Annotated in this window: 7 protein-coding genes; 5 read left to right on the top strand and 2 right to left on the bottom strand. The window is 62.8% G+C overall.

The features are described from left to right. Positions 1 to 118 precede the first annotated feature (118 nt). From eprS to ACUN0G_RS29425, 3 genes are all read left to right on the top strand, one after another. Complete coding sequence (gene eprS / locus ACUN0G_RS29435) at positions 119 to 3,076, top strand: autotransporter serine peptidase EprS (RefSeq protein WP_445575082.1); 2,958 nt, start codon at positions 119 to 121, stop codon at positions 3,074 to 3,076. Positions 3,077 to 3,293: 217 nt separating this feature from the next. Then, positions 3,294 to 6,371 (top strand): autotransporter domain-containing protein, encoded by a 3,078-nt coding sequence (locus ACUN0G_RS29430; RefSeq protein WP_445575613.1) that lies wholly within the window; start codon positions 3,294 to 3,296, stop codon positions 6,369 to 6,371. Positions 6,372 to 6,550: 179 nt separating this feature from the next. Beyond that, complete coding sequence (locus ACUN0G_RS29425) at positions 6,551 to 7,981, top strand: polyurethane esterase (protein ID WP_445575081.1); 1,431 nt, start codon at positions 6,551 to 6,553, stop codon at positions 7,979 to 7,981. 191 nt (positions 7,982 to 8,172) lie between these two features. Here ACUN0G_RS29425 and ACUN0G_RS29420 read toward each other — a convergent pair whose 3' ends face one another. Further along, a complete protein-coding gene (locus ACUN0G_RS29420) occupies positions 8,173 to 8,397 on the bottom strand; it encodes a YgdI/YgdR family lipoprotein (RefSeq protein WP_258346026.1) in 225 nt (74 codons plus the stop codon). Between the two features lie 188 nt (positions 8,398 to 8,585). On the opposite strand from ACUN0G_RS29420, the gene ACUN0G_RS29415 reads away from it, so the two are divergent. Together ACUN0G_RS29415 and ACUN0G_RS29410 are read left to right on the top strand one after the other, a co-directional pair. Then, positions 8,586 to 10,235, top strand: a complete 1,650-nt coding sequence (locus ACUN0G_RS29415; protein WP_445575080.1) for a VRR-NUC domain-containing protein — start codon at positions 8,586 to 8,588, stop codon at positions 10,233 to 10,235. Further along, positions 10,232 to 12,520 (top strand): ATP-dependent DNA helicase, encoded by a 2,289-nt coding sequence (locus tag ACUN0G_RS29410; RefSeq protein ID WP_445575079.1) that lies wholly within the window; start codon positions 10,232 to 10,234, stop codon positions 12,518 to 12,520. The genes ACUN0G_RS29415 and ACUN0G_RS29410 overlap by 4 nt, the downstream gene beginning before the upstream one ends. Here the strand turns inward: ACUN0G_RS29410 and ACUN0G_RS29405 are convergent. Beyond that, positions 12,480 to 13,688 carry a serine hydrolase domain-containing protein gene (locus ACUN0G_RS29405; protein WP_445575078.1) on the bottom strand — a complete coding sequence of 403 codons (1,209 nt, stop codon included), beginning with the start codon at positions 13,686 to 13,688 and terminating at the stop codon, positions 12,480 to 12,482. The two genes, ACUN0G_RS29410 and ACUN0G_RS29405, sit on opposite strands and share 41 nt — an antisense overlap. Positions 13,689 to 13,713: the final 25 nt, after the last annotated feature.

Raw genomic sequence — 13,713 nt, 5'->3', positions numbered from 1 at the left:
CGCAGCCCAGCGGGAGCAAGCTCCCTCGCCACAGCAAGCTCCCTGGCCATACAAGCTCCCTGGCCACAGGAGGCGCCCTCGCCACAGGTATTTCAACAATAAGAAAAAAGGACTCTTCATGATCACTGATTCACCTCGCTTCAAACCCTTCACCGCAGGCTCCTTGCTGCTGCTGTCCGTGGCAGCCCACGGGCAGTACCTCGAAACCGGCAAAGCGGGCGATCCCGCCAGTTGGCGCTCCGCTGAGTTCCAGAGTGACTGGGGCCTGGACCGGATGAAAGCCAACGAGGCCTACGCGAGTGGCATCACCGGCAGTGGCGTGAAGATCGGCGCCCTCGACTCGGGTTTCGACCCCAACCATCCCGAAGCCTCCAAGGACCGCTATCACGCGGTCACCGCCAGCGGCACCTACGTCGATGGCAGCCCGTTCAGCACCACCGGCGCGCTCAACCCCAACAACGACTCCCACGGCACCCACGTCACCGGCACCATGGGTGCGGCCCGTGATGGCGTGGGCATGCACGGCGTGGCGTACAACGCGCAGATCTACGTCGGCAACACCAACGCCAATGACAGCTTCCTGTTTGGTCCCACCCCGGACCCCAAGTACTTCAAGGCGGTGTACAGCGCCCTGGTGGATTCCGGCGTGCGCGCGATCAACAACAGCTGGGGCAGCCAGCCCAAGGACGTCAGCTATCAGACCCTGGGCGACCTGCACGCGGCCTATGCCCAGCACTACAACCGGAACACCTGGCTGGATGCTGCTGCGGATGTGGCCAAGGCCGGGGTGATCAACGTGTTCAGTGCCGGGAACAGCGGCTACGCCAACGCCAGCGTGCGTTCGGCCTTGCCGTATTTCCAGCCGGAACTGGAGGGCCACTGGCTGGCGGTGTCGGGCCTGGACAAGGCGAATAACCAGAAATACAACCAGTGCGGCATCGCCAAGTACTGGTGTATTTCCACTCCCGGGGCGTTGATCAACAGCACCATTCCCGACGGCGGCTACGGCGTAAAGTCCGGCACCTCAATGTCGGCGCCCCATGCCACGGGCGCACTGGCGCTGGTGATGGAACGCTACCCGTACCTGAACAACGAACAGGCCTTGCAGGTGCTGTTGACCACGGCCACTCAGCTCAATGGCGCGGTCACCGATGCACCGACCACCCAGGTCGGCTGGGGCGTGCCGGACCTTGGCCGGGCGATGCACGGGCCCGGGCAATTGCTTGGGCCGATGAATGTCACGTTGGCGGCCGGGCAGGGCGATGTGTGGAGCAATGCGATCTCCGACAAGGCGCTGATCCAGCGTCAGGCCGAAGACAGCGCCGAAACCCTGGCCTGGCAGCAAACCCTGCGCGACAAGGGCTGGGAGAACGGCGTGGGCGCCGGCGCGAGTCAGCAGGACCAGACGGACTATGCCGTTGGCACCGCCCGGGCGGCAGCCGCGGCCCAGCGTCTCTACGAAGGCAGCCTGACTAAGTCCGGCGCGGGCAGCCTGGTGCTGAGCGGGGATAACACCTACCGTGGCCCGACCACCGTGAATGGCGGTCGGTTGGCGGTGAATGGTTCACTGACGTCGGCAGTGACGGTCAATGACAGCGGCACACTGGGTGGCTCCGGCCGTATCGCGGCGTTGCAGGTGAACAACGGCGGCACCGTGGCGCCGGGCAATTCCGTGGGTACCTTGCAGGTAGCCGGGGACGTGAACCTCGCCGCCGGTTCCACCTATGCGGTCGAACTCACCCCCACCAGCAGCGACCAGATTGTCGCCACCGGCAAGGCAATCCTCGGCGGCGGCACGGTGACCCTGGCCCTGGAAAACAGCCCGACCCTGCTCAGCCAGCAACAGGCCGAGAGCCTGCTGGGGCGTCAGTACAACATCCTCCAGGCGGCGGGCGGGATTCAGGGGCAGTTCGGTGCGGTGTTGCCCAACTACCTGTTCCTCGGCGGCACCCTCGACTATGCCGCCAACGGCGTGCAGCTGGACATTGCCCGCAGTGATGCGAGTTTCGCCAGTGTCGGCGCCACCCGTAACCAGCGTTCGGTGGCGGCGGCTGCCGAGCAACTGGGCGCGGGCAATCCGGTGTACGAAAGCATCCTGCGTTCGGACTCCGTGGCCGCCGCGCAACAAGGCTTCCAGCAACTGTCGGGGGAAATCTATCCGGCCATCGACACGATGCTGATCAACGATAGTCGCCAACTACGTGATGCCGTCGGCGAGCGCCTGCGCCATACGCCGGTCGCGGGTGAAAGCAATGTGTGGGTCAAGGCGCTCGGCAGCTGGGGCAAGACCGACAGCCGCAGCGAAACGGCGGGCTACACCACCTCGCTGGGCGGCATGCTGGCGGGTGTCGACGGCGCCCTGGACGAGCAGACCCGCGCTGGTCTGGTGGCCGGTTACAGCGACAGCTCACTGAACATGGGCAGCGGCACTCACTCCTCGGCGTCTATCGACAGCTACCACCTCGGCGCCTATGCCGGGCATGAGCTGGGCAACTGGCGCCTGAGCGTCGGCGGCGCCTACAGCTGGCATCGCGGCGACGTGAAACGTGACTTGCAGTACGGCGAAGTCAGCGGCAAGCAGAAGACCAAACTGGATGCGCGCAGCGCCCAGGTATTTACCGAGGCGGCCTACCGTTTGAGCCTGCAATCGATGGCGCTGGAGCCGTTCGCCAACCTGGCTTACGTGCACCTGGACAGTGAACGCTTTCACGAGAAAGGCGACGCCGCTGCACTTGAGCGTGGCAGTGACAGCCGCGATGCAGTGCTGAGCACCCTGGGCCTGCGGGCGGCAAAAACGTTCCCTCTCAATGACCGCCAGCAACTGGACGTTTCCGGCTCGTTGGGCTGGCAGCACAGCCTGAGTGCCGTTGAATCCGAAGAGCACCTGGCGTTTGTCGCCGGTGGGCCGTCGTTCGCGGTGCAAAGCTCGCCGTTGATGCGCGACGCGGCACTGGTGGGTGTACAGGCCAGCCTGGCGTTGAGCAAAAGCACACGGGTCAACCTCGACTACACGGGCCAGTTGGCTGGCCGGGAAAAAGTGCAGGGCGTGGGGTTGAGCCTGAACTGGCAGTTCTGAGCAAGATCCTGAGGCCGAAGGAGGTCAACTGTGGGAGCGGGCTTGCTCGCGAATGCGGTGGCTCAGTTACAGGTGCGTCGACTGACACACCGCATTCGCGAGCAAGCCCGCTCCCACATGGGGTCGGCGGCGCCTGGGAGAAACGTGATTTATACAAGTGCAATAAAATCTAAGGAAGGTCACCGTGAAAAAAACAAAACGAGGGTTTCAATCCGCCATCCCAACAGGCCCGGGCTACCCGCTCAAGGCCTTGAGCTGCGTGCCATATGGCGCGTTGCTGTGTTGCCTGGCCAGCCTGGGTACCGCCCAGGCCGCACCCTACGTGGAAAGCGGAAAACTGGGGGATGCTGCCAGCTGGCGCAGCAATGAATTCAAGGCCGACTGGGGCCTGGGCGCCGTGCATGCAGACGCCGCTTACGCCGCCGGCTACACTGGCAAGGGCGTGAAGCTGGGGATCTTCGACCAGCCGGTGTATGCCCAGCATCCGGAATTCGCCAGCCCCGGCAAAGTGGTCACGATCGTGACCGAAGGCATTCGCCAATACACCGACCCGTACATCCCGGTGAAGGCCGGGGACGCGTTCCGCTACGACGGCACACCCTCCCTGGGCTCCAACGGCAAACTCGGCAATCACGGCACCCACGTAGGCGGGATTGCCGCCGGTAACCGCGACGGCGGGCCGATGCATGGCGTGGCGTTCGACGCGCAGATCATCAGTGCCGAAAACGGTGACCCGGGCCCCGAAGACGGGATCATCCTGGGCAACGACGGCGCGGTCTACAAAGCCGGTTGGGATGCCTTGGTGGCCAGCGGTGCACGCATCATCAACAACAGCTGGGGCATCGGTATCGGTGACCAGTACGCCAAGGGCGGGCGCGATCCGGCGTTCCCCAACTTCACGGTCAATGAAGCCCAGGCCCAGTTCAATAACATCCGGCCGATCCTTGGCACCATCGCCGGCGGCGCTTATCAAGGCGCCATCGATGCGGCCCGCAGCGGCGTGCTGACGATCTTTGCCGCCGGCAACGACTACAACCGCAATAACCCGGACGCGATCTCGGGCCTCGCGTACTTCGTACCGGAGATCGCGCCCAACTGGTTGTCGGTGGCGGCGTTGCAACAGAACCCCGACACCGCCAGTTCCGATCCGTACGTGATCAGCACCTTTTCTTCACGTTGCGGTTATGCCGCCAGCTTCTGCGTCGCGGCGCCCGGCACCAAGATCTACAGCTCGGTGATCAACGGCACCACCCTGGAAAACCTGACCACCGACTACGCCAACTTCAACGGCACCTCCATGGCCGCGCCCCATGTGGCCGGCAGCGCGGCGGTGCTGATGGAGCGCTTTCCGTACATGAGTGGCGACCAGATTTCCACGCTGCTGAAAACCACCGCGACCGACCTCGGCGCACCGGGCATCGACTCGCTGTACGGCTGGGGCATGATCAACCTGGGCAAGGCCATCAACGGCCCGGGGATGTTTGTGACGGCTGAGGATATCCCGGCCGAGTTTCGTATCGACGGTGCCTACGGCTCCGGTCAATTCGTCGCGGACCTGCCAGGGATTGGCGCCGTGGTGGATGCCGGCAAACCGACCCAGCGCCTGTGCACCGACGTGCATTGTGGGCTGGATGTGTGGAGCAACAACATCTCCGGGCATGGCGGCCTGACCAAGCAGGGCATTGGTGCGCTGGTGCTGACCGGCACCAACACCTACAGCGGCCCGACCCTGGTCAACCAAGGGTTGCTGGCGATCAATGGTTCGATCACTTCCGACGTCACCGTCAGCAACAGCGGTGTCGTGGGCGGTTCAGGGCGCATTGGTTCGCTGACGGCGAACAACGGCGGTACCGTGGCGCCGGGTAACTCCATCGGCACGCTGAACGTGGCCGGCGATGTGAGCTTTGCGGCGGGCTCCACTTACGCGGTGGAACTGTCGGAAACCAGCAGTGACCGCATCGTCGCCGGTGGCAAGGCCACCCTCAGCGGCGGCACGGTGACCCTGGCCCTGGAAAACAGCCCGACCCTGCTGACCCAGACCCAGGCCGAAAGCCTGATCGGTCGCCAATACAACATCCTGCAGGCCGCAGGCGGGATCACCGGCAGCTTCGGTTCGGTACTGCCCAACTACCTGTTTATCGGCGGCACCTTGAACTACGCCGCCAACGGCGTGCAACTGGATGTGGGGCGCAACGCCAACACCTTTGCCAGTGTGGCCGCCACCCCGAACCAACGTTCGGTGGCAGCTGCCGCCGAGCAATTGGGCGCGGGCAACGCGGTCTATGAAAGCCTGTTACAGGCGCCGAATGCGGCCTCGGCCCAAGGTGCGTTCCAGCAGCTGTCCGGGGAAATCTACCCGGCGCTGGAAACCGCATTGGTCAATGACAACCGCTACCTGCGCGAGGCTGTGGGCGAGCGTTTGCAGCAAGGGGCAATGGGCGCATCGAGCCAGACCGTCGACAGCCGTGGCAACGTCTGGGTCAAGGCGTTGGGCGCCTGGGGCAAGACCAACGGCGGCAGCGATACGGCGGGCTACACCACTTCCATCGGCGGCATGCTGGCGGGTGTGGACGGCGCGCTGGATGACGACACCCGTGTGGGCCTGGTAGCGGGCTACAGCGACACGTCGCTGAACATGGGCAGCGACACCCATTCCCGGGCGTCGGTAGACAGCTATCACTTGGGTGCGTACGCCGGGCATGAAATCGGTGCCTTGCGTTTGAGCGGCGGGGCGACCTACAGCTGGCACCGCGCCGATGTGAAACGCGAGCTGCAATACGGCGAAGTCGCCGGCAAACAGAAAGCCAAGGTGGATGCCCGCAGCACCCAGGTGTTTACCGAAGCGGCCTATCGCTTGAACCTGCAACCCTTGGCCCTGGAACCGTTCGCCAACCTGGCGTATGTGCATCTGGATGCCGATGGGTTTACCGAGAAGGGTGATGCGGCGGCCTTGAAGGGCCGGGATGACAGCCGCGATGTGGTGTTGAGTACCCTGGGTGCTCGAGCGCTGAAAACCCTGAATATCAACGACCATCAGCAACTGGAGCTTTCCGGCACCCTGGGCTGGCAGCACAACCTGAGCAGCGTCGATTCCGAGCGGCACCTGGCGTTTGCGTCGGGCGGCCCGTCGTTCTCGGTGGAGAGTTCGTCGATGGTGCGTGATGCGGCATTGGTGGGCGCGCGGGTCAGCCTCGCGCTGAGCAAGGATGCGAAGGTGAACCTGGATTACAACGGCCTGCTGGCCAGCAAAGAGAAAGTCCATGGGGTGGGTTTGAGCCTGGACTGGGCTTTCTAAACACCACCGTTGGAAATGTGGGAGCGGGCTTGCTCGCGAAGGCGGTGGATCAGTTAACCCATCCACCGACTGGCACACCGCTTTCGCGAGCAAGCCCGCTCCCACATTGATCCGGTTCCAATCGTCCATTTGTGCAGATTTGGCTTTCTCGACAATTCCAACAAAAGAGAGGCAATACCATGGGTGTTTTCGACTATAAAAACCTCGGGACCGAGGGCTCCAAAGCGTTGTTCGCCGATGCCATGGCGATCACGCTGTACTCCTATCACAACCTGGACAACGGCTTTGCCGTGGGTTATCAGCACAACGGTTTTGGCCTGGGGCTGCCCGCCACCCTGGTGGGGGCGCTGCTGGGCAGCACCGATTCACAGGGGGTGATTCCGGGAATTCCCTGGAACCCGGACTCGGAAAAAGCCGCCCTCGAGGCGGTCAACAAGGCCGGCTGGACGCCCATCAGCGCCAGTACCCTGGGCTATGGCGGCAAGGTGGATGCCCGAGGCACGTTCTTCGGTGAAAAGGCCGGCTACACCACCGCGCAGGTGGAGGTGCTGGGCAAGTACGATGGCGCCGGCAAACTGCTGGAAATCGGTATTGGTTTTCGCGGGACTTCGGGGCCTCGGGAAACCCTGATCACCGACTCCATTGGCGATCTGGTCAGTGATTTGCTGGCAGCGCTGGGGCCCAAGGATTATGCAAAAAACTACGCCGGCGAAGCGTTTGGCACCTTGCTCAAGGATGTCGCGGCGTATGCCGGCAGTCATGGGTTGACGGGCAAGGACGTGGTGGTCAGTGGCCATAGCCTGGGCGGCCTGGCGGTCAACAGCATGGCTGACCTGAGCGGCAATAAGTGGTCGGGGTTCTACAACGACTCCAACTATGTGGCGTATGCCTCGCCAACCCAGAGCAGCGGCGACAAGGTGTTGAACATCGGTTATGAGAATGACCCGGTGTTTCGCGCGCTGGACGGGTCGTCGTTCAACTTCTCGTCACTGGGCGTGCATGACAAGCCTCATGAGTCGACGACGGACAATATCGTCAACTTCAACGACCACTACGCGTCGACGCTGTGGAATGTCCTGCCGTTTTCCATCGTCAATGTGCCCACCTGGCTTTCTCATTTGCCCACGGCCTATGGCGATGGCTTGACCCGGGTCCTGGACTCGAAATTCTACGACCTGACCAGCCGGGACTCGACGATTATCGTGGCCAACCTGTCGGACCCGGCACGGGCCAATACCTGGGTGCAGGACCTCAACCGCAACGCCGAGCCCCACAAGGGCAGCACGTTCATCATCGGCAGCGACGGTAATGACCTGATCCAGGGCGGCAAGGGTGTGGACTTTATTGAAGGCGGCAAGGGCAATGACACGATCCGCGACAACAGCGGGCATAACACCTTCCTGTTCGGCGGGCAGTTTGGGCAGGACCGGGTGATCGGTTACCAGTCCACCGACAAGCTGGTGTTCAGGGACGTGGAGGGCAGTGCGGACTGGCGTGACCATGCCAAAGTGGTGGGGGGCGACACGGTGCTGAGTTTTGGCGCGGATTCGGTGACGCTGGTGGGCGTTGGGCTCGCCGGGGTTTGGGGCGATGGAATTTCCATCAGCTGAGTAGCGCTGCTTCTGTGGGAGCTGTCGATCGTTCCCACGCTCTGCGTGGGAACGCCGCCCCGGACGCTCTGCGTCCAACTGCCAACCCACGGTTTACGTCTTGCGCAATGGTGACGCGGAGCGTCACGGGATGCATTCCCACGTAGAACGTGGGAACGATCGGCGATCGGGAGCCAACGGGCTCCCACTTTTTATTTCTCCTTCATCACGGTCGCGACGTCATCGGCCTTGATGCGAATATGCTTGCCGGCAATGTCGGTGAATTCGTAGAAACCATCGGCCGTTTTCGCGTTGGGCACGTCCCTGGTCAAATATTGGGTGCCGTTCTGCAAGGTCACCACGGTCTGTGTGGAGCAACCGGCCAATACCAGCAACGTGAACATACCCACTGCCAGACCCAAATTCTTCATGCTCATAACCCTTACCTTGATCCTTCGAAAACCCCGCGCCTGGGCGGTCGGGGGAAACCTATTTTATGTGGCTGACAGCCATCTGATCATTATTACGCAAAAAGTTGCGTGTGCCTTTGATCTATTACTGATTGCAACAGCCGGCCAGGGACGGCACTCTGTATGCATAACCAGTATTTGATCCCGTGCCTGACATGTCCAATCCCCTTGAAGACCCGCTCTATTACCTGCATAACTTCCGCCAGGTGCTCGATTGGCTGGGGCAGCGTTATGCCGATTTACTGGCCCCGGACGAAGAGCATTTCATTCAGCAATTTGACAGCTTGCCGCAATCGTCCCAGGCCTTGTTGGTGCGCATGGTGATGCGCAAGGGCGTACATTTCCGGGCAGGCAAGCTCAATTATGTCGAAATCGGCGCGGTGCGCGAGGCGGTGATGCCGTTGCTGGAGCAGGGTTGGGTGACGGATCAGTGCCTGTTGTCGTTTGGCGAGCTGTTTGGCCTGTTGCAGAAAGCGGAAATCCTGGCGGCGTTCAAACCCTGGATCGAGCAACCCAGGGCCAAAAAGGCAGATTGGCTGGCGTCGCTGTCAACGCAGTTTTGTGAACCGCGTCACTTCCAGCACTGGTGCCCGGACTTGGCCGATCAGCTTTACAGCCTCACCGTGATGGACCTGTGCGACCGCCTGCGGCTGATGTTCTTCGGCAATCTCTATCAGGACTGGTCGGAATTCGTGCTGGCGGACCTGGGGATTTTTACTTACGAAAAGGTCGAGTTCGGCGCCGAATCCCGTGGTTTGCGCAGCCGTGACGACGTGCACGGTTTTCTGTTCCTGCACCAGTGCCAACAGGCTTTTGAAGCGGGCGAGGCACTGGATGACGTGCTGGCACAAATCGCCACCCTGCACACCGACAACCCCTGGCTGGAAAAACGCCGGGCCAAGCTGTTGTTTCAAGTGGGCCAGTACTGCGAGCGCAGTGCCGAGCTGGCTTCGGCCGAGGCGATATACCGGGGCTGCACCTATCCCGGTGCTCGGGCTCGGCTGATCCGGGTGCTGGAGCGTCAGGAGGATTTCGCCCAGGCGATGCGGCTGGCCCGTGAGGCGCAGCAGGCCCCGGAAAGCCCTGCCGAGCAGCAGCACCTGTTGCGTGTGATCCCCAGGCTGCGGCGCAAACTCGGCGAGCCGGCAATGCCCAAGGTAAAACCCCGGGCTATCGTGCGCCTGGACCTCGAGCTGCCGGCCCCGGACCCGCTGATGTCGGTGGAGTATTGCGTGCAGGCCCACTTGAGCGACCACGGTGCGCCGGTGCATTACGTCGAGAACACCCTGATCAATTCGTTGTTTGGACTGCTGTGCTGGCCGGCGATTTTTGCGCCGTTGCCGGGGTCGTTTTTCCACCCGTTCCAGCGCGGTCCCGTGGACCTGCACAGTGAAGACTTCCATCAGCGCCGCGCCGAGCTGTTTGCCGAGTGCCTGGGCCAACTGGACGATGAGCGCTACAAGCACAGCATTCGCCAGCGTTACGTGGACAAATGGGGCATTCAGTCGCCTTTCGTGTTCTGGAACGTGCTCAGCGAAGAACTGCTCGACCAGGCCCTCGATTGCCTGCCCGCCGCACACCTGCGCCATTGGTTCGAGCGCCTGCTGCTGGATATCCGCGCCAACCGCGCCGGCATGCCCGACCTGATCCAGTTCTGGCCCGAAGAAAAAACCTACCGCATGATCGAAGTCAAAGGCCCCGGCGATCGCTTGCAAGACAACCAGCTGCGCTGGCTGGAGTTCTGCGGCGAACACCAGATGCCCGTGACTGTCTGTTATGTGCGCTGGGCGGAGCAGGCGGCTTGAGCTACAGCGTCGCGGTGCGTGCGTTGTGTGAATTCACCGCCAAGGTCGGCGACCTCGACCTGCGTTTTACCCCGTCTCCCAGCGCCCAGGAAGGGATTGTCGGCCACCGCACGGTGGCTTCGCGGCGCAGCGCCCACTACCAGAATGAAGTCGCGCTGGAAGGTGAATACCAGCAGTTGAAAGTCCGGGGCAGGGCGGATGGCTACGACCCGGACCGCAACCAGCTGGAAGAGGTGAAAACCTATCGCGGTGACCTCGACAAGCAGCCGGCCAACCACCGGCAACTGCACTGGGCCCAGGTCAAGGTCTACGGCTGGTTGATGTGCCAGAAGCTCGGGTTGTCGGAGATTGTGCTGGCGCTGGTGTACTTCGACATTGTTGGCGAGCACGAAACGCTGCTTAGCCAACGCTTTCAGGCGACTGAGCTGCAGGAGTTCTTCAACCGGCAGTGCGCACTGTTCCTCGGCTGGGCCGAACAGGAAATGCACCAGCGCGAAGCGCGCAACGCCGCAGCAACGGCCCTGGGCTTTCCTCATGCAGCGTTTCGCCCCGGCCAGCGTTCCCTCGCGGAAACCGTCTACAAGGCCGTCAGCACCGGCCGCTGTCTGATGGCCCAGGCGCCCACCGGTATCGGCAAGACCGTCGGAACCATTTTCCCGATGCTCAAGGCCCTGGCGCCCCAGCAACTGGACAAGGTGTTCTTCCTCACGGCCAAGACCCCGGGCCGAAAATTGGCGCTGGATGCCGCGCAAGTGCTGTACGACAGCAGCCCGGATTTGCCGCTGCGGGTGCTGGAACTGGTGGCGCGGGACAAGGCCTGCGAGCATCTCGACAAAGCCTGTCACGGCGACTCGTGCCCACTGGCCAAGGGCTTTTACGACCGCTTGCCGGCTGCCCGTGAAGCCGCATCCCGCGTGCGCCTGCTGGACCAGCGCAACCTGCGGGAAGTTGCCCTGGCCCATGACGTCTGCCCCTATTACCTGAGCCAGGAAATGGCGCGCTGGACCGACGTGGTGGTCGCCGACTACAACTATTACTTTGATTTTGGCGCCATGTTGTTCGGCCTGGCTCAACTCAACCAGTGGCGAGTTGCGGTGCTGGTGGACGAGGCCCATAACCTGGTGGAGCGCGGCCGTTCGATGTACAGCGCGGCCCTCGACCAGTACACCCTCAAGACCCTGCGGGAGATCGCGCCCGAGCCGCTGAAAAAGTCCCTGCAACGCCTGAATCGTGAGTGGAATGCTCTGCACAAGGAACAAGTCGCGCCGTATCAGGCGTACGCGCAAAAGCCCGACAAACTGCTGCTCGCCCTGAGCCTGTGCACCAGCGCCATGGGCGAGTACTTCAACGACCATCCCGAAGCACTCAATGGTGAGCTGCAGGCGTTCTATTTCGAGGCCTTGCAGTTTGCCAAGGTCGCCGAGCTGTTCAACGAGCACTTCATCTTCGACATCAGCAAGCGCGAACTCAGCGGCAAACGCAGCGCATCGAACCTGTGCCTGCGCAACGTGGTGCCTGCCGAATTCATTCGGCCCCGGCTGACGGCGGCCCGCAGCAGCGTGCTGTTTTCCGCGACCTTGAGCCCACGGCATTACTACGCGGACTTGCTGGGGATGCCGCCGGACACGGCCTGGGTCGATGTGGAATCGCCGTTCAAAGCCGAGCAGTTGCAGGTGCATATTGTCGACCGGATCTCCACCCGGTTTGTGCATCGACAGGCGTCCCTGGAGCCCATCGTCGAGCTGATCGCAGCGCAGTTTGCGCAGCAGCCGGGCAACTACCTGGCGTTCTTCAGCAGCTTCGATTATCTGCAGCAAGTGGCGCAATTGCTCGCCGAGCGACACCCGCAGATCCCGCTGTGGCGGCAGTCACGGGGCATGGCCGAGGCCGAACGCCAGGGGTTTCTCGACCAGTTCACCCAGCACAGCCAGGGCATCGGTTTTGCCGTGCTGGGCGGCGCCTTCGGCGAAGGCATCGACCTGCCGGGAACCCGGCTGATCGGCGCGTTTATCGCCACCCTGGGCCTGGCGCAACTGAACCCGGTGAACGAGCAACTCAAACTGCGGATGGGCGCGATTTTCGGTGCCGGCTACGACTACACCTATTTGTACCCAGGCATTCAGAAAGTGGTGCAGGCGGCGGGCAGGGTAATCCGCAGCCAGCAGGACCGGGGCGTGGTGATGCTGATCGATGACCGCTTTGGTGAAGCGCGGGTGCGACAGCTATTGCCGCGCTGGTGGTCGATCACTGCGGCGGATACACCGCATCCCGTAACTGGTGGGTGAACAGACCGGACATGCCTTCGTAGGCCGTATTGGTCAGTGCAACCACCGTGAGCTTTTGCAGCGGGTCGACAAACCAGCTGTGACCGTAGGCGCCGCCCCACTCAAAGGTGCCCCGGGATTGCGGTGTGCCCGTCAGCGCGGGGTCATTCAGCACGGCCCAGCCATAACCGAAGCCCCAACCCGGGTCCTGGGTTTGCACCTTGGCGCCGACGTGATCGGTGACCATCAACTGCACGCTGTGTGCAGACAGTATCGGTGCGCCGCCCTGGCGAATGGTTTCCAGGAACCGCGCAATATCACCTGCCGTACCGGCCATGCCGGCGCCGCCGGAAGGGTAGGCATGCGGGTCGAGAATTCGCCGCATATCAAACAGCGCAGTGCTGTTGCCCGAGGTGATGGTGGCCTTGTCGACCATGCGCAGCGGCTGCGGCGATCCATCCTGATAGGCGGCGGACAGGCGTTTTATATCTGTAACCGAAAACTCGGTATCGGTTAGTCCCAGCGGTCCGGTGACTGACTCGCGCACCAATACCGGCAGGCTCTGGCCCGACGCCTTTTCCAGTACCGCACCCAGCACATCGGTGGCCATCGAGTATTGCCAGCCCTTGCCCGGCGGGTAACTCAGGGGCACGCTGGCGATGCGCTTCAGGTTCTCGTCAAAGCTGATCTCGGGCTCGCCCAAACCATCGGAAACCCCGGCGGTGCGGTAGGGGCCGCGGGTACTTTCCAGAAATCCATAGCTCAGGCCAGCCGTGTGGTTAAGTAACTGGCTGACGGTGATCACTGGGGTGGTGCCATCCGCCAGCTTGGGATTGAAGTCGGGAAGCCAGCGGCTGACCGGATCGTCCAGGCCCAAGCGACCTTGTTCCACCAGGTGCATCGCGGCGGCGGAGGCCAGCGGTTTGGTGACCGATGCCAGACGAAAGATCGTGTCCTCTGTCATCGGGCGCCCGGCTTCGCGGTCCGCCAACCCAGCTGCACGGTGATACACCAGCTGCCCGTCCCGCAGCACCAGCACCACGGTGCCCACCAGGCGATTGTCGGCAATGGCGCTGTCGACCACTGCATCTACCCGCTTGGCGAGCAGCGGGTCCGGGCTGTCGGCGCAGGCGAGGGTGGCGCAAAGGGCGGCGGCAAGGGGCACGAGGTAGCTGGCAGGAGGCTGCATGGTTCAGGTCGCTCATTGGCAGTGC

The organism is Pseudomonas sp. 32A, from assembly GCF_052682255.1.
The sequence above is the reverse complement of the archived record's forward strand: the minus strand, read 5'-3'. Positions and strand labels throughout refer to the sequence as shown.